The sequence below is a fragment of the Streptomyces angustmyceticus genome, from assembly GCF_019933235.1.
GTDB lineage: Bacteria > Actinomycetota > Actinomycetes > Streptomycetales > Streptomycetaceae > Streptomyces > Streptomyces angustmyceticus.
Window position 1 is genome coordinate 2,221,933 of the sequence record NZ_CP082945.1, and the last position, 19,640, is coordinate 2,241,572.

12 protein-coding genes are annotated in these 19,640 nt (G+C 71.7%); 3 read left to right on the top strand and 9 right to left on the bottom strand.

Translation table 11 applies throughout. The annotated features are described in order from the left end of the window. Positions 1–475 precede the first annotated feature (475 nt). From K7396_RS10065 to K7396_RS10095, 7 genes are all read right to left on the bottom strand, one after another. Positions 476–1,831 carry a S8 family serine peptidase gene (locus K7396_RS10065; protein ID WP_086720970.1) on the bottom strand — a complete coding sequence of 452 codons (1,356 nt, stop codon included), beginning with the start codon at positions 1,829–1,831 and terminating at the stop codon, positions 476–478. Positions 1,832–1,927: 96 nt separating this feature from the next. Continuing rightward, entirely contained in the window at positions 1,928–3,568 is a 1,641-nt protein-coding gene (locus K7396_RS35665; protein WP_143589232.1) for a WXG100 family type VII secretion target, read from the bottom strand. A 62-nt stretch (positions 3,569–3,630) separates the two neighbouring features. After that, positions 3,631–3,948, bottom strand: a complete 318-nt coding sequence (locus K7396_RS10075) for a hypothetical protein (RefSeq protein ID WP_086720964.1) — start codon at positions 3,946–3,948, stop codon at positions 3,631–3,633. A gap of 2 nt (positions 3,949–3,950) precedes the next feature. Then, complete coding sequence (mycP, locus tag K7396_RS10080; protein ID WP_223659844.1) at positions 3,951–5,090, bottom strand: type VII secretion-associated serine protease mycosin; 1,140 nt, start codon at positions 5,088–5,090, stop codon at positions 3,951–3,953. Between the two features lie 301 nt (positions 5,091–5,391). Further along, positions 5,392–5,685, bottom strand: a complete 294-nt coding sequence (locus K7396_RS10085; RefSeq protein WP_006602760.1) for a WXG100 family type VII secretion target — start codon at positions 5,683–5,685, stop codon at positions 5,392–5,394. Between the two features lie 122 nt (positions 5,686–5,807). Beyond that, on the bottom strand, positions 5,808–6,131 hold the full coding sequence (locus K7396_RS10090; RefSeq protein WP_086720966.1) for a WXG100 family type VII secretion target: 324 nt from the start codon (positions 6,129–6,131) through the stop codon (positions 5,808–5,810). A gap of 395 nt (positions 6,132–6,526) precedes the next feature. Beyond that, positions 6,527–8,164 (bottom strand): type VII secretion protein EccB, encoded by a 1,638-nt coding sequence (locus tag K7396_RS10095; protein ID WP_086720967.1) that lies wholly within the window; start codon positions 8,162–8,164, stop codon positions 6,527–6,529. A 345-nt stretch (positions 8,165–8,509) separates the two neighbouring features. Between K7396_RS10095 and eccE the strand changes: the two genes are divergently transcribed. The 3 genes from eccE (at position 8,510) to K7396_RS10110 (ending at position 13,646) form a co-directional block, all read left to right on the top strand. Further along, on the top strand, positions 8,510–9,736 hold the full coding sequence (gene eccE, locus K7396_RS10100; RefSeq protein WP_086720968.1) for a type VII secretion protein EccE: 1,227 nt from the start codon (positions 8,510–8,512) through the stop codon (positions 9,734–9,736). Then, positions 9,736–10,578 carry a hypothetical protein gene (locus K7396_RS10105; RefSeq protein ID WP_086720969.1) on the top strand — a complete coding sequence of 281 codons (843 nt, stop codon included), beginning with the start codon at positions 9,736–9,738 and terminating at the stop codon, positions 10,576–10,578. Before eccE ends, K7396_RS10105 begins: the two co-directional genes overlap by 1 nt. Before the next feature lie 332 nt (positions 10,579–10,910). Then, on the top strand, positions 10,911–13,646 hold the full coding sequence (locus K7396_RS10110) for an SCO5717 family growth-regulating ATPase (RefSeq protein WP_152104835.1): 2,736 nt from the start codon (positions 10,911–10,913) through the stop codon (positions 13,644–13,646). A 457-nt stretch (positions 13,647–14,103) separates the two neighbouring features. Here K7396_RS10110 and K7396_RS10115 read toward each other — a convergent pair whose 3' ends face one another. Both K7396_RS10115 and K7396_RS10120 read right to left on the bottom strand, forming a co-directional pair. Further along, positions 14,104–15,051: a bifunctional riboflavin kinase/FAD synthetase gene (locus tag K7396_RS10115; protein ID WP_152104836.1), complete on the bottom strand. Its 948-nt coding sequence runs from the start codon at positions 15,049–15,051 to the stop codon at positions 14,104–14,106. 256 nt (positions 15,052–15,307) lie between these two features. Then, positions 15,308–19,552: a hypothetical protein gene (locus tag K7396_RS10120; RefSeq protein ID WP_152104837.1), complete on the bottom strand. Its 4,245-nt coding sequence runs from the start codon at positions 19,550–19,552 to the stop codon at positions 15,308–15,310. Between the last annotated feature and the right edge of the window lie 88 nt (positions 19,553–19,640).

A 19,640-nucleotide genomic window follows, 5' to 3' on the forward strand; every position in this document is an offset into this window, starting at 1 on the left:
GTACCCTGTACTCGCTACGGCCGCCCCGGCGGCTGCACAGGCGGCACCGCCGGATACTCCCCAGGGGCCCCGTACCGCTGATACGCCCCTTGCTATCGATCACTGCGACCGTGACGCCTCTGCCTGTTGATACCTTCCACACGCTCTCGGCATCAAATGCCTTCAACGGCCACTGATCATTTCTGATCTGGTCCGCAAAGGCAGCTGGAGCGGAGCCGAAGAGCAGCGCTCCCGCCACCACCGCACCACCCACCGCACGCAGCGTCCGCGTGAAGCTCACTCCGTAATTCCCCTCCCTGACGTGCTTGGGGCCCGCAACCGTCAGGCTGCGGGCCCCAAGTCACTTCTTCGCATGGCTTGCTGCGCCCTGCACGTCGTTCTCATTTCGCCGAGAGGGATGCCGACACGCACTCCCAAGGGAGACCTGCCGCCTCACAACCTCCACGCGACGTCAGGCGCGGTGCTTGCGGAGACCTCAACGCCCCGGCGGCTGAGTGGGCGGCGCCGGCGGGTAAGCCCCAGGGCCGCCAGGCTGCTGCTGATACGGCCCGGGCTGCTGGTACGGCCCCGGCTGCTGCTGATAGGGACCCGGCTGCTGCGGCGCGAACCCGGGACCACCGGGCCCGCCGAAGCCTCCAGGGCCGCCGGGGGGCGGGCCGTTGCGACCGTTCTTCTTCTGCCGGACGACAACAACAACGACGATGACCGCCACCACAACGAGAACGCCAACCGCGATACCCACGATGGCACCCACGCCAAGGCCGTCTTCCTTCTGACCACTCGCCTGCTGGTCACCACTGCCGGCCGTCGTAACTCCGGTGCCCGCGGACGGATCCGCCTTCGGCGCCTTCAGCGGACCGTTCTTGGAGCCATCCGGGATATCGGCGGTCAGAGCCTTCAGCGGCTGGATGAAGCCGTATCCGTAATGCGAGTCAGGAAGCGAAAGCCCCTTCTGCCCCGGCGGCAGGCCAGCCGACTTCACAAGCCGGTTGGCGATCTGGCCTGCGGAGAGGTCGGGGTACTTCGAGCGCAGGAGAGCAGCTGCGGCCGAGACGTACGCGGTGGCGTCGGACGTGCCATCGGCCAGCCGGTACTGCCCAGCGGTAGCAGATGCGGACGTGATCTCTACGCCGGGAGCCGTAAGCATGAGCTGGCTGCCTGAATTCGACTTTGACCAGACCTGGCCGGTCTTGTCTACTGCGCCTACGGACAGAACCCCCGGAACAGAGGAAAGATCACTGATCTTGCTCGCACCGTCGTTTCCTGCTCCAGCGACGACCAGGACGTCCTTCTTCATGGCATAAGAAACTGCGAGTTCATCGGAATCGGTGATGCCGGCAGGGTCAATCGACAGGTTGATGACAGAAGCCCCGTGATCGACTGCGTACTTGATCCAGTCGCTGAGCCCTGCATCGTCTACGCCCGTTCCGACTTCGGGAGAGGCAACGGGAAGAATCTTGGCATCCGGGGCAAGACCCATAATGCCATCGGCGTTTCCGGCACCATGCCCGTGGCCAGCGATGAGTGACGCCATGCCGGTGCCGTGGTCACCTGTTCCCTTGCGGTCACCGCGTCCACCATCGATAAAACTCTTCCCTGGCAGCACATTACCCTTCAGGTCAGGGTGACTGCCGTTCACGGGATCATCGATTACGGCGACCGTGACGCCCTTGCCCGTCGATTCCTTCCAGATGCTCGCGGCATCAAACGCTTTGAGTGGCCATTGATCCTTACGGTTCTGATCAGCCAAAGCAGTCGGAGCGGTGCCGAAGAGCAGTGCTCCCGCCACCACCGCGCCGCCCACCGCACGCAGCGTCCGCGTGAAGCTCATGCCGTACACCTCTCCCTAGCGAGGTGAGGCCCGCAGCCCAAGGACTGCGGGCCTCACCTCGATTCCGCCGAGCACTTGATCTGGACCGAGCAGGTCCTACTCGATGACCTTGGGCGCCACATTACGCTCCGGCGTCCAGGTCTCCTCATCCTCTACCAGGTAGTCCGGACGCTGTCCGTTCTCCCCGTTCTTGTCCTTACCCTTCGCCCCATGGGCACCGTGCGCACCGGCCATGCCGGCTGGACGGCGACCGCCTGCGGCACCGCCCGATTGTGTGCCACCACGGCTGCGGTGCAGGCCCGATCCCCCCTGGGATCCGGCGCCGAGCTTGCCACCCTTACCTCCGGCAAGACCGCCCTTTTGGCGTGCCATAGCACCGCCCTTGGCACCAGCGCCCTTGGCGCCGCCTGCACCCTTGCCAGCACCGGCGGCGCCACCCATGCCCGGCATACCGGCACGACCTGCACCGCGAGCGCCTGCTCCGGCCCCGGTGCCGCCGGCACGAGCACCACCGGTACCACCCATGCCGCCGACCATGCCCGGCGCGCCAGCACCTCCGATGCCAGGTCCGGAGCCTCCGCCGACACTGCCGGAGCCGGTGCCCAATCCACCGGTGCCCACGCCTCCGCCGACACCGCCGGCGCCGCCACCGCCGAGTCCGCCGCCGCCCGCCCCGACACCGCCGCCGGAAAGGCCGTCAAGTCCGGTCCCGACGTGGGGCGCAGGTGCCGGCTTCGGCACGCTGCCGACTCCACCGTCAATGCCATGCGGCCGCGGCGGTTCCATGGGCGTCGGGGTTGTGTAACCGCCGCCCTTCATCCCCGGCATCTTGGGCGCTGGTGCGCCTGTTTTCGGAGTGGATGGCATAGGACCAAATGCCCCGATACCCGGGATAGCACCCCCGCCACCGTCGCCATCATGAGCTGGCGGCTGGATGCGATCGTCATCAATGCGGCTGGAGCCCAGGGCCTTCACGCCGCTCCGGTACGTCGTCCCCAACTGCTCCATGTAGTGAGCAGCCTGGAGCTGGCGCTCCTTCCCCAGCGAGAGCTGGGTGCGGTTCTTGCTCATGGCATCCCAGATGCTCATCTTCGGGTTCTGCAGGTCGGCCTTCAGCTGCGAGTCATCGCGCCCGTCACCGCCGACCATGCCACCCACCAGGCCGCCGACCAGGGCGCCCGCTCCCGGGGCGAGAGCGTTGCCGATCGCTGCGCCCTTGCCGATACCGGAACTCGACTTGTCGGCGAGCCAGTCCGCCTTGCTCTCCCAGCTACTCGGTTCCTGGACGTCGTCGACGAACTTCTGGACGGCCTTCAGGTTCTCGCTGATCTGCTGGAGAACCTCGCCCGTGTTGTGCGGGTACAGCGCGAGGTTGGCGAAGTTGTCGCTGATCTTTTGTGCCGACGCCGCGAACTGGTCGGCAGAGGAACCGTGCCAGGTCTGCAGAACCTTGGTCACCGCATCATCGAAGTGCTTCTTGATTCCTTCGTGCCAGCCCTCACCGACGAGGGCGACTCGCACATCCCGCCAGCCCTTGGCGACGTTGGCGACCTCTCCAGGGTTGGCTCCCGCCACCATCTGCTTGAGGTCGTTCAGTCCCTTCTCCGTGAACTGAGGACGGCTCGCGATGACGTCGTGGCCCACCTCTTGGGCATCACCCGACCCCTTCGCAGGCTTCTTGCGCGGTTCCGGCACCTGGACCTTCGCCGGCTTGAAATCACTGTCCTTCGATGCCATCTGCTGTCCCCCACTCCGTCATCGAATATCTCTTGCTTGTCACTGTGATCCGCCGACGGAGGTCACTGTCCGCTCATGCTGATTGAGTTGTCCGCCTCGGCGTCCTGGTAGGCGCCCCTGACCTTGTTCGACTTCTTGCCGAATGTGTCGACAAGGCCCTCAACCATGCGCATCATCTTGTGGATGTCGCCCTTCATCTTCTCGTGAGCCCCGTAGAGCTCCGTCTCCTCCTTGAATCCCTCGCCCAGGGATCCTTTCGGAAGATAGGTGCTGTTCTCGGCCGTGCTCGTCGAGTCGCCCATCTCCTTGAGGACATGGTTGAGTTCCTTGATGACCTGATCCAACGCGTCGAGATCAACGCCGTACTGCCCGTGCGCCATGATTAAGCCTCCCCGTGATTGTTCAAACCGGTCTTGCGGCGCCAGTCGCGGATGGCGATCGAGGAGCCGACGACCGCGGCGACGGCAAGAAGTCCGGCGCCGACGATGTAGATGGAAATGCGGGCGCGTCGTTCCTCGGGGGATTCACCGAAAGTCACGGCGGCCGGCTGGATGTTGGAGCCGGCAGCCGCGTTGGTGGGCTTGTCCGGCTTGGGTGAGGCGGTGGGCCTGGTGTCGTCGTTGAGGGCGGCCACCGGGTCGACGACGCCCCAGCCGATGTTGTGGTCCGCCTCCCTGCGCACGCGCTCCGCGGTCTGCTCCAGGTGCCAGATGACCTCGCGCGGGGTCCAGGGCTTGGGGTCGTGCAGGTGCTTCGCGATGAGGAGGGCCGCGGCTCCCGCGGCGTAGGGTGCGGCGAAGCTGGTGCCCTGGTCGACGCAGTTGCCGCCGTCGGGGACGGTGGAGACCATGTCGACGCCCGGTGCGGCGATGTCGACCCGCTCGCCCGGCTGGGAGAACGGGGCCCGCTCGTTGTTGCGGTCCGAGGCCGCGACGGACAGTACGTTGTCGTACTGCTGGAACGAGGCGGGGTACATGTTCTTCTCTTTGCCGCTCGCGCCGTCGTTGCCGGCGGAGGCGACGATGAGGATGTTCTGGGCGGCGGCGTTGCGGATCGCGGCCTGGAGGGGGCCCAGCTTGTCCGGGCTGGCGTCCGTGCCCTGGGAGATGTTGATGACGTTGACCTTGAGGCGGACCGCGTAGTTGATCGCGGCGGCCAGGCTGTCGGAGTTCCCGGCCTTCTCGTCGCTCGTCTGCTGCAGGGGGATGACGGTCGCGCCGGGCGCGATGCCGACGAATCCCGAGCCGGACTTGCTGTGGGCGGCGATGATGCCCGCGACCTTGGTGCCGTGCCCGACCCGGTCGTCGGTCGGCTTGCCCTTCACGAAGCTCTTCCCGCCGCTTCCGATGGCGGGTTTGATCTGCGGGTTGCCCGCGTCGATGCCGGTGTCGATGACGGCGACCCGGACGCCCTTGCCCGTGGACTGGGCCCACATCTGCTTGGTCAGCAGCCGCTGGAGCGACCAGGGGGTCTCCGGGATGTCGTCGGCGCCGAACTTGCACTCGCCGCTGTTGAGCGGCACGTTCGGGTCCGCGACGGCCGGTGCGGCCGTGCCGCACGTCAGGCCGGCGAGGCACGCCGCCGTGACCAGTGCACCTGCCGCTCGTCGGCGGTGCCCGGCTCGGTGACCAAGGGCGCGAGATCCCACGGGTTGTCTGCTCTCCATGTGTGGCGGAAGGGGCGGGGCGGGAGGGAGAAAACGAAGGTGCGGGTGGACGGCAGAAGGGCGAGCGCACCGGTGCAGCGCGCTCGCCCTCATTGACCACTGTGCGAGCCGTCGGGGCTGCTCAGCCGATCGCCATCCGTGGTGTGCCGACCTTGGGTCAGCCCGCCCAGATGCCGGAGTTCTTGTGCTCGGTGGCCTGGTAGTTCTGGGCGGCCTGGTCCAGCGCCTTGGCGATGGCCTCGAGCGTCGAGTGCAGGGAGGCGGCGCGCTGGTCCCACTCGCGCTGGCGGGCCTGGTAGCCCTCCTGCGCCGCACCTTCCCAGCTGGCGGCGATCTTCTTGACGCCGGCCTCGAGGTCGTCCAGCTGCTGGCGGATGTTGTTGGCCGTACCGCGCACGTCGGAACTGGCCTGCGAGATCGTCGCGAAATTAACGAGGATCTGGCCTGACATGGTGTCTCCTCAGGAGTAGATGATGCCTGGTCGATTCACATGCCGCAGCGGGCCGGCGGAGGAGTCCGACGGGCCCGGGCTGCGGCGGCTGGGCGTGCGCCGCGGTCAGCGGCGCGGCCCCATCATCCGAACGGGGAAGCCGAGGCGGAGACGTGCGAGATCGACTGGGCCTGCTCCTCTTCGGAGGCGGAGTAGTTCTTCGTGGTCTCGTCGATCGCTTCCTTGATCTCAGCCAGCAGCTGGTTGAGACGGTTGGCGTCCTCGTTCACCTGGGACTGGAGCTGGTTGTACGAGGAGGCCGCAGCACCCTTCCAACCAGACGTGATGGTGTCGACGACCGTGTTCAGGCGCGAGATCTCGCCCTGGATCGACTGGTTGACCGAGGAGATCTTGCCGCTGAACGCGACCATCTCCTCCTCGGTGGTTGTGTACTGCTGACCAGCCATAGTCAACGTCCCCCATGAGACTTGTACGTCGTACCGCGCCATGCCGCCACAGGCGCTCGCGCGGTAGGCATCTCCTGCTGACGCCTTTGGCTACTTTAACCACTCGATATGCCTCTCCCCAACAGGGGGAGCGTTCTTGTGACGCGATCACAACATCACCAACTACCCGCCAGGGAAACGTCGTTCAAGGCAAACGGACAGAAGCGTTGCTATCGGTCACGAACGGGCACGCCGGAGTGCGACGAAGATCGCACGGAGAACAGGCGGGCCGGCTCAGGTGAATTTATGGTGCAGGAATCCGCGCGACGGCGAAGTCCGCGCCGATTGCCCCTCCCGGGCGCCGGCGCGGACTTCGCTCATATCAGGACGACCGCGGCTTCAGCACGGCCGTGCCTTCAGGACGACTGCGGCTTCATGGCGCTGTTGATGTCGAGCGACGGGCCCTCGGAAAGCAGGCTCGACCATGCCTTCAGAATCAGCGGCGGATGCGTGCCCCCGTAGCCGAGGTGGAGCCTGGACTTGTCCAGTTCCTCCTTGTCGCTGCCGGCCTTGTTCGCGCTGTCGTTGTTCCGCGGAATGGAGTAGCGCAGGCCGGTGTCCGTTGCAAGGAAGAGGCTGCCGCTCTTCGCCTGCGGAGTGGGCACCTCCGTGTACAGCAGGCCGCTGCCGGGGGTGACGTACGAGCTGGATCCGCTGGCCATCTTGGCCGGGTAGTCCGTGCCGATCCAGGTCTGCATGTCCGGCACGCCGTTCGGGTAGCCGAGCCGCTTCTCCTCACCGCCCGGGTACTTGTGGTTGGTGCCGTTGTAGACGCTGCAGGACACGCCGTGGTCCGTGGGCGAGGTCAGGCCGCCGGTCTGGGAACCGTGGGCGAAGTCGTTGGCCGCGGACTGGGTTTCGGTCGGCCACGGCGAGTCGATGTCGCCGAACACCTTGCCCAGGAAGGTCGTCGGGTTCCCCGCGTCGTCCGTCTTCGGGTCGATGCTTCCGGCCGCGATGGGCACCGGGGTGAGCCGGGAGCCGTCGGGGTGCAGCTTCTTCGCGTTCGCGCCCTCCTCCAGGAGGTTCGCGACGAACTTCGACACCTTCTCGACGCCGTCCCGCTCGACGACGTACTTGTCGCCGGAGCTGTCCTGGAGGATCGAGCCGACCCTCCGGGCCTTCTGCGGGACCTTCGGGTCGCTGGTCTCGGCGCCCGCGCCCTCGACCATCGGCATGCTGAGGGAGAGCTGCTCGGGGACGGGCAGCAGGGTCGCCATGAACTGCTTCGACACCTTCTGCGGAACGGCGTTGGAGCCGAAGATGATGCGGCGCAGCGCGGCGTCGCCCTCCTCCTTGCCCCCGGCGGGGCTCCACCCCATGCGGGTGGAGTCGAATCCGAAGGCCATGCCGTTGTGATCGACCAGCCACCTCTTGCCCTGCGGGTCCTCGACGTACAGCGCCTGGTGGAGGTCGAGCTTGCCCTTGCCCTCGACGAGCTTCTTGTCCTTGCCGGCCAGGACGAAGACGGCCTGCTGGGGCTTGGCTCCGGCGCTCGCGCCGGGGCGGTCGCACACCGCCCAGGTCTTCGGCTTGTCGGCGTCCTCGGGGCTGGGCAGCCGGTCGGGGGCGTACGGAATGCCGAGCGCGGGGCCGTGCGGAATCTTTCCGTCCAGCTCGGATTCCTTGACCTTGACGACTTGGAACTTCGGGTCGATAAGAAGGCGGGCGGAGGCGAGGTTCAGGATGGGGTGCAGAAGTTTCTGGCCTTTGCCGCCCTTGCCTTTCAGAACGACATACCGCGTGGTGGATTCGTCCCCGACGATGACATTCTTGCCGACCTCGTCCCACCCCTGCGGCGCAACCGGCTTGAGAATGCCGCACGCGCCGAATCCGACGAGCATCAGGACACCCACGACGACACTCGGCACCACCGCCTTGAGCGGCTTGGGGGCGCTCTCGATCGAGCCGTTCGGCAGCGGCTTCAGAAATGCCGCATTCGTACGCTTTCGAGCGAACGAATACGCATTCAGCTCGTCCCGACGTGATGCCATTGTTGCTTTCTCTCCCCGCCTGTTGGATCCACATCGACCGCCCCCGGCACTCACGCCGTAGCGCCCTCTACTATGCCGTGTGTCGATCGACCCGTACGGTACGGGTGCCACCTTCCGGCGCACCAGTCTCAACGGGCGACCGATACGTCAGAGGGCCACACCACCAGTAGAGGAGCAGGCCGGGGGATGTCCAGCGCCACCAGGGCTCGACGCCGCAATGGGCGGCAACAGCAGCAACAGCCTTCCGCTGCCCCGCAATACGCGGGAAATGCTGGCCAAAACGGTACAGCTTCGGGCAACAGAGGAAATGGCGACCGGGATTCCGCAGCCCGTCCGGTCGGCCCGGTGGCACCGCGGCTGCGCCAGCAGGCCGGAACCATCGGCGGGGTGCGCGTCCAGCAACTGGCCATCATCGAACTCGCCGCCGCGCTGGTGCTGGTGGGCTGGACGATCCACCCGGCCGCGCTGACCGCGGCCATCGTGATCGCGGCCCTGCTGGTCGTCTTCGCGCTCGGCCGGCGGCGGAGGATTCCGCTCCCGGAGTGGATCACGACCGTGCGCGCCATGAAGCGCCGCGGCAAGGAGAGCGCGGCCGCGCTGGCCGCCACGCAGGGCGTGGACCCCGCGTTCGCGCCGGTGGTGGAGTGTGAACCGGCGCTGCAGACCTACGAGTTCACCACCGAGGCGGACCAGCGCGCCATCGGCTTCGTCGGTGACGGGACGTTTCTGACGGCCCTCGTGCAGGTGGACGCCCGTGACGAGCCGCTGCGGCCGCAGCGCGGCAGCCACATGCTGCCGCTGGAGGTGCTGCACACCGCGCTCGACATCGAGGACATCCACCTCGAATCGGTGCAGTTCGTGCAGTACACCCAGCCCGCGCCGGCGCCGCACCTGCCCGAACAGGCCGTCGCGGCCCGCTCGTACGCCCCGCTGCAGGCCCAGTCCCAGACGCCGGCGCTGCAGCTGACCTGGATCGCCCTCAAGCTCGACCCCGAGCTGTGCGCGGAGGCGATCGAGGCCCGTGGCGGCGGGATGGAGGGCGCCAAGCGGTCGCTGCTGCGCGCCGCCGACCAGCTCGTCAGCCGGCTGACCGCACACGGCGTACGCGCCAAGGTGCTCGCCGAGCGCGAGGTCGTGGCCGCCATCGGTACCGCGGTGTGCGTCAGCCCGCGGGCCGCCAACGGGGCGATGGGGCGCGACGGCCGGGCGGCCCGCCGCACCCAGGAGACGACCCGGGCCATGCGCTGCGACGACCGCTGGCACACCACCTACTGGATCGGCCGCTGGCCCCAACTCGGCGAGGGCGGTGCCCCGTTGGCGGCGGTCACCCAGCTGCTGACCAGCACCAGGGCGATGGCGAGCACCTTCACGCTGACCGCCACCCACGGCGGCGGCCGCGCCCCGGCCATCTCGGGATACGTCCGTCTTTCCACCCGCAGTGAGAACGAACTCTCCGCCGCCCAGAGCGAGTTGGAGCGCCGTTCCGGTTCCGTGAAGGTCGGGCTCGTACGGCTCGACCGGGAACAGCTGCCCGGCCTGCTGGCCACGCTCCCCCTCGGAGGTACCCGCTGATGGCCTCTCCCACCTATCAGCCCCGCGTCAACACCAGCGGCAACGGCTGGCGCAATCCCCCCATCGGGGGCGGCGTCAGCGGCGGTCGGCTCTCGCACCAGCCGCGCCCCGACGAGGAGCAGTCGGGCCCGACCGGCCCGAAGCCCCGGCCCGGTTTCGGCCTGCGCGGCCCGCGGCGCAGCCCGCACGTCCTGACCGCCGAGTCGCTCGCCTCGCTGACCCTGCCGGTCGGCGACGACGGCGTGATCATCGGCATCGACCCGCAGAACCAGCCCGCCGTGCTGAGCCTGCTGCGTCCGTCGCCGATGGAGATCGCGCTGGTCGGCAGCATGTGGATGGCACAGGTGCTGGCGCTGCGCACGGTCGCCACCGGCGCCCGGGTCGCCGTCGAGACGGCGCGGCCGCCGGCCTGGGCCCAGATGGCACAGGCCGCGGGCGGCGGCCAGCAGTGCGTCTCCGTCCACGACGTACGGCAGATCGCTCCCCAGGGACCGTCGGTTTCCAGCCCGGTGCTGGTCGTACGGGACATGGGCGCGCGCCCGCCGCGCAATCAGCTCGCCCCGAGCCCCTGGCAGTCGGTGCTGACCGTGCTGCCGTTCCTCGGGCCGCGGTCGCCGCAGATGCTCAGCCGCGCCGATCTGGTCGGTCTGCAGCGGCTTTCGCCCGAGGAGGCGGAGGTTGTGACGCGAATCATGCGGCTGCCGGAGCAGGTCGGCGCGGTGCTGCCGACGCTCAGCGACAACGCCATGCTGTGGTGCTCGCGCGACGGCCACCAGTTCGTGATGACCCAGCCCACGGAGGCGGAGACCAACCTGCTCGGCGGGCCGCGCCGAATGGACTGACCACCACCGCGGGCCGGTTGCCCCGCGGGCGCTTCGCGCACCGCGTACACAGCCGGCCGCAGGCACCGCTCCACGGGCGCACCCACGGGTGCGCCCGTCAGCGTGCCGAGGGCCCGAAGACGACAGGGCACCGACTGCCGCTACCGGCCGACTCTTGATTAGGCTGTATGGGAGAGCCGCAGGAGCACAGCACGACGGCAGTCGAAACGGGGACGAAGGCAGCTAGTGTTGGCGCAACCCCGGGTGGTGTGTTCCGACTTCCGCTACATCCGATCGATCCGCCTGTATCCGGTCCTGCCGTTCAGGTGCGTTGCAGTACACCAGGAGGCACAGTGAACGAGCAGGAGGCTTTCCGTCCGGACGGAAACGATCCTGACGACGACCAGTCCGAGTTCGACCTGACCGGTGAGTTCAAGATCGATTTCGCCGCACCGGCCTGGTACGCGAGCAACGACACCAGCGGTGGGGGCACGAGTGCCGCCTCCCCCGCGACTCCTCCTGCGTCTTCGCCCACCCCTCCGCCCGCCGGGACCCCGTCGCCCCTCGGCCCGCCCACCGGTCAGCCGCTGTCCGGGCCCGCCCAGGGCACGCCCGGAATCCCGCAGCAGCAGGGCACACCCGGCATTCCGCAGCAGGGTGCGCCGACGGCTCCGCCGCCCGTGGACACCGCGCCCCCGGGCTTCCCGACGCTGCGCCCGCAGGACGCCGGCCAGGACACACCGGCCACCGCGGCTCCCGGGCCCGAGGCGTCCGTGGAGGCCGCGCCGGTCGCGAACGACGGCGCGGGCGCCGGTAATCGGCGCTCCGGCACGGACGACCCGTCGGCCTCCCTGTGGGACGACGACGAGGACACCGCACCGGAGACGGACAGCGCCGCCGAGGCCGGCGCCGCACCCGCCGTGACGGCGCAGCCGCAGACCGCGGAGGCGCCGCAGCCGGAAGCCCCCGTGGCGCCGCAGGCCGCCGAGGGCGCGGCTCCGGCCCCCGAGGCCACTGCCACCCCCGTCCAGCCGGCCCCCGAGGCCACGCCGCAGGGCGCACAGCCCGCCCCGGCCCAGCCGCAGCCGCAGCCGCAACAGGCCGCGCCCCAGCAAGGCATGCCGCAGCAAGGCGTACCGCAGCAGGGAGTGCCCCAGCAGACGGCTCCGCAGGGCGTTCCCCAACAGGGCATGCCCCAGCAGGGTGCTCCGTGGGGCGCCGCGGCCGAGGGCCAGCAGCAGGGTGTGCCGGGGCAGGGCGCCCTGCCGCCACTGCCGGCGGAGTTCCAGCCGGCGGACCCGCGGATGGCCCAGGCCCAGGCCCAGGCCGCCCAGCAGGGCCAGCAGGGCCAGCAGGGCCAGCAGCAGGCTCCGGCACAGCAGCACCAGCAGGCGCAGCAGCCGCAGGCCGGCTATCCGCAGGGACAGCCCGCCCAGCAGGGCGGCTACCCGCAGCAGCAGGGCGTCCCCGGCCAGCAGCAGTCCGGTTACGGCTATCCGCAGTCCGGCTACGGCTACCCCCAGCAGGGCGGACAGCCGCAGCAGCACGCGGCGCAGCAGTCCGGTTACGGCTATCCGCAGACCGGTGCGCAGGGCTACCCGCAGCAGGGCCAGTACCACCAGCAGCAGGCCCAGGCGGCCGCTTACGGCCAGCAGCAGGCCGCCGCCCAGCAGGCGGCCCAGGCCCAGGCCCACCAGCAGGCCCAGGCAGCTCAGGCGCAGCAGGCACAGCAGGCGCAGGCCCAGGCCCAAGTCCAGCAGGCTCAACAGCAGGCGCAGTACCAGCCGCTCCCCGGCCAGCAGCCCGCCGACCCGAACGCGGCGGCGAACTACGCGTCGTACTCGCAGCCGGGTCAGCAGCAGCCGCAGCAGCGGGCCGCCCCCGGCGCGCCGCTCGGCTACAGCGCGGCGGTGGAGCTGACCTCCGACCGGCTGCTGCGCAACCAGCCCAAGAAGCGCAAGCCCGGCGCCAACGCCCAGCCGTCCAAGTTCAAGCTGGGTGCGAAGAAGGAGGAGGCGGAGCGCCAGCGCAAGCTGGAGCTGATCCGTACGCCGGTGATGTCCTGCTACCGGATCGCGGTGATCAGCCTCAAGGGCGGTGTCGGCAAGACGACCACGACCACCGCGCTCGGCTCCACCCTCGCGTCCGAGCGGCAGGACAAGATCCTGGCGATCGACGCCAACCCGGACGCCGGCACGCTCGGCCGGCGGGTGCGGCGCGAGACCGGCGCGACCATCCGTGACCTGGTGGGTGCGATCCCGCATCTGCACAGCTACATGGACATCCGCCGGTTCACCTCGCAGGCCCCCTCGGGCCTGGAGATCCTTGCCAACGACGTGGACCCCGCGGTCTCCACGACGTTCAACGACGAGGACTACCGCCGCGCGATCGACATCCTCGGCAAGCAGTACCCGATCATCCTCACCGACTCGGGTACGGGTCTGCTCTACAGCGCGATGCGCGGAGTCCTCGACCTCGCCGACCAGTTGATCATCATCTCCACGCCGTCCGTGGACGGTGCGAGCAGCGCGAGCACCACCCTGGACTGGCTGTCCGCGCACGGCTACGCCGACCTGGTGCAGCGCGGCATCACGGTCATCTCGGGTGTCCGTGAGACCGGCAAGATGATCAAGATCGATGACATCGTGTCGCACTTCGAGACCCGTTGCCGCGGCGTGGTGGTCGTCCCCTTCGACGAGCATCTCGCCGCCGGCGCCGAGGTCGACCTCGACATGATGCGGCCCAAGACCCGCGAGGCGTACTTCAACCTCTCCGCCCTGGTGGCCGAGGACTTCACGCGGGCGCAGCAGGCGGCGGGGATGTACCCGCAGCAGCAGATGGGCGGCGACCCGTACGCCCAGCAGCAGTACGCGCAGCAGCAGGGGCAACCCCAGCAGGCGCCGCCCCAGGCGCAGCAGCCGCAGCAGGGCCAGCCGCCGGCCGGTTACCCGCCGCAGCAGGGCGGCTGGACCCAGCAGCCGGCTCAGCCGCCGGCCCACTGGCAGCAGCAACAGCCCGCTCCGGACGCGCCGCAGCCGGAACACCCGGGCCTGGCACCGGGGTGGCAGCAGCAGCCGCCTCCGCAGTGAGGCGGGCGTGGGGCACCGCGGTGCCGCGGGGCGCAACGCGCCGCGGCCGGGCAGCTGCCACGCCACACACAACGGGCCGGGGCCCGGCATCTCATTGATGCCGGGCCCCGGCCCGTATCATGCAATCCCTCGGACGAGTGAACCGATACCGGCCGAACTCCGCCTGAAATCGGCCGAGTTGCCGATACCTCACCTCTACACCCGCCCACCCCCCGAAGGGGGGTGGGCGGCGGGGAAAAAACTCTTGGGGGGAGGGTGGGCGGGGCCGGGGGCCCCGGGAGGCCCCAGAGGCCCTGGGGCCCGGGAACGCGGAGGCCCTGGAGCTCGGGAGCCCGGAGGCCCAGGAACCCGGGAAGCCCAGGGGCCCGGGAACCCGGGAGGCCCAGGAGCCCGAAGGCCCAGGAGCCCAGGGCCCGGAGGCCCAGGCAAGGCAGAGAACCTCGAGGAGCCCGAAGGCTCAGCCCGCGTCCGCGATCAGGCCGCGGGCCAGCTTCACATCGACCGCCATCCGCTCCAGCAACGCGTCGAGCGTGTCGAACTTCTCCTGGCCGCGGATGTACGCGAGGAAGTCCACCCCGACGTGCAGGCCGTACAGGTCCAGGCCGACCCGGTCGATGGCGTACGCCTCGACGGTGCGGGCCTTGCCGTCGAACTGCGGGTTGGTGCCGACCGAGATGGCCGCCGGCATCGCCTCGCCCTCGACCTGGAGCAGCCCCGCGTAGACGCCGTCGGCCGGGATCGCGGTGTGCGGCAGGGTCTCCACATTGGCCGTCGGGAAGCCCAGTTCGCGGCCGCGCTGGGCACCGCGTACGACGACGCCCTCGACCCGGTGCGGCCGTCCGAGGACCTCCCTCGCGCCGGCCACGTCGCCCTCGGCGACCAGCCGGCGGGTGAGCGTGGAGGAGAACGGTTCGCCGCCGCCCGCCGCGCCGCGCTCGTAGAGGTCGATGACCTCCACGGTGTAGTCGTAGGTGGTGCCGAGCTCGGCGAGGGTCTCGACGTTGCCGGTCGCCTTGTGCCCGAAGCGGAAGTTGGGGCCCTCGACGACGACCTGCGCGTGCAGCTTGTCGACGAGCACCTTGACCACGAAGTCGGCCGGGGCCAGCTTCGAGAACTCCTTGGTGAACGGGAGGATCAGCACCGCGTCCACGCCCAGCCCCGCCATCAGCTCCGCGCGCCGGTGGTGCGGCGCCAGCAGCGGCGGGTGGGTGCCGGGCCGCACGACCTCGCTCGGGTGCGGGTCGAACGTGACGACCACCGCGGGAATCCCCAGCTCACGGGCGCGTGCGACGGCCTTGCCGATGATCAATTGGTGGCCGCGGTGCACCCCGTCGTACGAGCCGATGGTGACGACGCTGCGTCCCCAGCCCTCGGGGATGTCCTCCAAGCCACGCCAGCGCTGCACAGTGCCCGCTCCTCGCCCGAACCGTGTCCGTCCCTTGCGCCAATTCGGCATGGCGCAGGTCTAAGACTGCCATGCCGCGGGTGATGCTCCGCGCGAAGGGTGGCGCAGAGCACCCGCCGGAGCGCGGGACGTCCTCGCGCCGAGGGCGGTCCCGAACGCTCCCGGACGGCAGCGGGCGGTCTCGGACGGTCCCGGGAGGGCCACGTACCGTCGGCCCCGGCTCCCCTTCCGTCAGCCCCCGCTCGCTCCCACCCCGTCAGCCGCGGCACCCGGCCAGCGTGGCGCGGGTGCCGGGGCCCACGACGGCCGCCCACTCCCCCGGCTCGTCCGCCACCCAGTCCTGCACCCGTCGTGCGAAGCCGGGCACCCGCTGGCCCAGTTCCACCAGCCGCCGGTCGAAGCGGGCCGCGCCCTCCGGTGTCCGGGCCAGCAGCATCCCGGTGCGGTGGACCAGCTCCCTGGTGCGCTCCGCCGGACGCCGCTCCGCGCCCTCGGCGGCGGCCTGCAGCAGCGCCTCCAGCACCCGGGTGTCCCGGCCGGACTCCTCGTACGCCCCCTGCTGCGGCGCGTACGCGGCCTCCTGCGCCAGCAGCACGTCGAGCAGCTCGCGGCGCAGCGGTGCCGCGTCTCCGCCGCCCGCTCCGGCCACTACGGCCGCGAGCGCGCACCGCACCGCCACGGGGGACCCGGTGAGCAGCTCCACGACGAGCGGGCGGAGCGCGGCGCGGGCGGCCGGTCCGCGCTCCAGGCGCCGGGCGACGAACTCCGCGACCGGCGCGGCGGCGCGGTCCGGGCTGTGCCGCGCGCAGTCGCGGACGAGGTCGGCGACGCGGGCGACGAGGTCCGGCGCGTCGGCGCGGGCGAGCATGCGCAGCAGCGCGGCCGCCACCGGCGGGCCCTCGCCGCCGACCAGCCGGGCCCGGAAGGCGTTCAGCACCGGCCCCGGCTGTTCGGTCAGGGCGGCCGTGAACGCCGTGGGCGGCAGCTGCGGGTCCCCCGCGGCGAAGCGGGCGAGCGCCCGGTCCAGGAAGCGGGAGCGGGTGGCCGGGTCGCCCATCAGCAGGGCCAGCGCGGAGCCGTGGTGGGCGCTGTCGGCGCTCCGGGCGAGCAGGCACAGGGCCGCGTAGCGCAGCAGGGCCCGGTCGGCCTCGGCGGTCGCGTGGCGGGCGGCCCGCAGGCCGTACGAGACGGCGGCGGCCCGGCGCTCGGGGCGCTCGTCGTGCGCCCAGCGGTCCACGGCCCGGCACACCGCCGCCGGCTCGTCCTCGGCGAGCGCGTCCATCAGCTCGTCGCCCTTGGGGTGCGCGGCCCGGACCAGCGCTTCCGTGAGCGCGTCGAGCGCCCGGTGGCGATGGGTGTGCAGCAACGCCTGTGCGGCACCGGCCACCGTGATCTCGCCGGGCGAAGCGCCCGCGGGGCCGGCCGCACCGCCGTCCTCCGCGTCGGGGCGCTGCAGCGGGCGGGTGTCGTCGAACCAGGCGCACAGCAGCGGCTGCATCCGTTCCGGGTCCGCGCGCAGCAACTCGGCGGCGGCGTCGAGGAACCGGGGCGGACGTCCCGCGACGGGCGCGCTCCCGGCTGCGGCGGCCGCCTCGGATCCGCTGCGGCCGGCGACCGCCCCGGCCGAGGTGTACGGCCCCCGCGCGACGGCCGCCCCGCCGTCGCCGTCGGACGCCGGTTCGTCGGCGGCGTGCACGCGGACGCGCGGTGGCGGCGCGAAGGAACCGCCGGCGCACGGCCCGTCAGCGGGCACGACGGCCGACGACGGACCGCCGGGCCTGGGGACGAACGCCGTCGAGCGGCCGGACGGTGCGGATGGACCGAGCGGCTCCGAGAGACCGGCCGGGGCGCCTGGACCGGACGGCATCGACAGGCCGGAGGACGCGGCGACCGGACCGGACGGTGTCGACCGGCCGGAGGACCCGGCAGGACCGTAAGGCGTCGAAAGGCCGGAGGACGCGGCCGCACCGGACGGCATCGACGACCGCCCGGACGGCGACGACGGTGCAGACGCCGCCACCTCCACACGCCCCGCCGACCGGTCGGACGGCGACGCAGGACCGGACATCGCCACCCCCGCACTCCCCGCCGACCGCCGGGACGGCGCCCGCGCACCGGCCCCCGCCACCCCCACACGCCCCCGCGCACCGACCGCCTGCTGCCGCCCCGCCGCCCCACCGCTCGGCGGCCCGTCGGCAGGCAGCAGGCGGCGCAGCAGGTCCATCCGGTCCTCGTCGGTGAGGGCCAGCCGCTCCCAGAACCACGGTCCGAACGCCTCCAGGCCGGTGCGCGCGAAGCCGCCCGCCCGCAGGGACCGTTCGGTGACCCGGTCCGCGAGCAGCCGCAGCACTCCCGTGTACGGCCCGGCGTCGGGGACCCGGCGCAGCACTCCGGACAGCAGACGGGCGGCCCACCAGCGGCCGTCCACGGCATGCCCGGCGAAGGGCCCGGCCGGCGGCCCGGCGGAGGAACCGGTGGCGGGTCCGGCGGCGGGAGCGGTCGCCATCGGCACCAACTCCGCGAGCCGGAAGGCAAGTTGCACCGTGCCCTCGCGCCTGCCGAGCAGCAGCAGCGCCTGGACGGCCGGTCCGACGCGGTGGCCGGGGACGGGCAGCAGGTCGAGGTCGACGTGGGCGCCCTGCAGCCACTCCCCGAACTCCTCGTGGGCGAAGCGGAATCCGGCGCCGGCCGGGACCAGCAGGCCCTCGGCGAGCACTGCGGCGGCCCAGCCGGGCTCCCGCGGAAACACCTCCTCGAAGGCCGTACGGTCCAGCGCGCCCGACCCGGGGCCCAGGCAGCGGCGGGCCGCCTCGTGCACCTGGCCGGCGACCTGGGCGGCCAGCCGGCGGACGGCCCTGCCGCGCGGTGCGGGCCGCCGGGCGCCCGCGAGCCGTACGGCGATGCGCAGGCACACCAGGTCCAGGTAGGCGTCGAAGATCTGATGGCGGTCGGGGGCGCCGAGGCGGGCCGGCCCGTGGGCGCGTCCGCCGGCCGCGTCCCCCTCGGGGAGCGCCGCGGCGACCTCCGCGAGCAGGCGCAGTGCCAGCGGATGGCGGGCGTCGGGCGCGGCCGGTGTGCCGGGCGGCAGGCCGTAGCGTGCCCGGGCGCGCTCCGCCGCCTCCTCTGGAAGGTCGCCGAGCTCCACGCAGGCGGGCAGGGCGGGGGCCGGGCGCAGCGGCCGGTGCAGCAGGCCGGGCGGGAAGAGCGCCCCGGCCCGCTCCCAGTACGCGGGGCGGCAGGCGATCACCAGCCGCACCCGGGCGCCGCGCAGCCAGTCGGCCGTTGCCGCGGTCCACTCGGCCAGCCGCTCCCCCTGTGCCAGGGAAACCGGCATCTCCTCCGGCCCGTCGAGGAGCACCAGCAGCCCCCGCCCGGCCGCGGACGCCGCCCGGGTCACGCCCTGGAGCGTGGTGTCCGCGGGGTCACCGGCCGTCCGGCCCGCCCCGGCGACGGTCCGGCCGGCGGACCGCAGGGCGCGCTCGACGGCCGTGTGCACCCCTTCGTCGCCGGGCCGCAGCTCGGCGCCGCGCAGCGAGACGGTCGCGGCGGGGTCCGGGCCCTGGGCCCGGCGTGCCGCGAGAGCGGCCAGTTCCGTGCTCCGCCCGGACCCCGGCTCCCCCACCAGCGCCAGCACACACGGCTCAGCCGCCCCGTGGCGCCCCTCGAAGCGTGTGAACTCCGCGGCGGTCTCCGGCCGTTCGACGGGTTCGCCCCACGGCCGCGGCCGCTCGGCGGAGCCCCTCGTCAGCTCGGCGAGGTGCCGCGCGCCCGCCGGGTTCAGCTCGCTGCCGTAGGCGGGGACGGTCGCCGCGTTGCGCTCCAGCAGTGCGGCCAGCGTGCCCCGGGGTGCGGCCTCGGCGGCCGCGCGCAGCGGAATCGCGAAGCCGCCCGCGCGGCGCCCGAAGGGCTCCCCCGCCCGGGGCCGGCCGGGCGCCTGGGGGTGCAGTGCGGTGCCCAGGATCCCGAGCACCGCGCCGGTCCGGGCGTCGAGCACCGGACCGCCGATCGCGGGGCCGCCCAGCCGCAGCGCCTCCCGGCCTCCCGCGCACAGCCCGAGTTCCAGGGTTTCGTCGAGGAGATGGACGCGCGCGGCGGCGGTGTACATCACTCCGGCGCCCGGCCCGACGACCGTGCCGTCGAGCCAGCCGCCCGCCCAGAGCCGCGCCGCGGTGCCGGGGGCGGGCCGGGCCGCGGCGATCGGCAGCGGCGCGAGGCGGTGCGGCCCGAGGCCACCGGTCCGGACGAGGGCGAGCCCGGCCTCCGGGAGGGGCGTGAGGGCGTCGGCAGCCACTACGCACGTCCATCCGCCGCCCCTGGCCCCGCCGCCCGTCGCGCCGTCCGCCATGGGCTGCAGCACCAGCTGCGCCGCCCCGTCCACCGCTTCGTGGCTGGTGATCACGGTGCCGTCGTGGTCCGCGAGAAACCCCGTGCCACGCGTCCGACCTGCCAGATCTCGGATCCGTACCAGTGCCGTGTCCGCATCGGCATCCAGCAATGCCATCGCCGGTCCTCTCGCCCGCTCGTGTCCCCCGAACGGTAAGCAGGCGGTGATCGTCCCGACAGGGGCGCCTTCCAACGCGCCCCCGTCC

Coding starts and splice junctions, on each gene's coding strand:
- K7396_RS10075 (WP_086720964.1), bottom strand. CDS start 3,948: ATGGCGCACGGGCAGTACGGCGTTGATCTCGACGCGTTGGATCAGGTC.
- K7396_RS10090 (WP_086720966.1), bottom strand. CDS start 6,131: ATGGCTGGTCAGCAGTACACAACCACCGAGGAGGAGATGGTCGCGTTC.
- K7396_RS35665 (WP_143589232.1), bottom strand. CDS start 3,568: ATGGCATCGAAGGACAGTGATTTCAAGCCGGCGAAGGTCCAGGTGCCG.
- K7396_RS10065 (WP_086720970.1), bottom strand. CDS start 1,831: ATGAGCTTCACGCGGACGCTGCGTGCGGTGGGCGGCGCGGTGGTGGCG.
- K7396_RS10105 (WP_086720969.1), top strand. CDS start 9,736: ATGGCCTCTCCCACCTATCAGCCCCGCGTCAACACCAGCGGCAACGGC.
- K7396_RS10095 (WP_086720967.1), bottom strand. CDS start 8,164: ATGGCATCACGTCGGGACGAGCTGAATGCGTATTCGTTCGCTCGAAAG.
- K7396_RS10120 (WP_152104837.1), bottom strand. CDS start 19,552: ATGGCATTGCTGGATGCCGATGCGGACACGGCACTGGTACGGATCCGA.
- K7396_RS10085 (WP_006602760.1), bottom strand. CDS start 5,685: ATGTCAGGCCAGATCCTCGTTAATTTCGCGACGATCTCGCAGGCCAGT.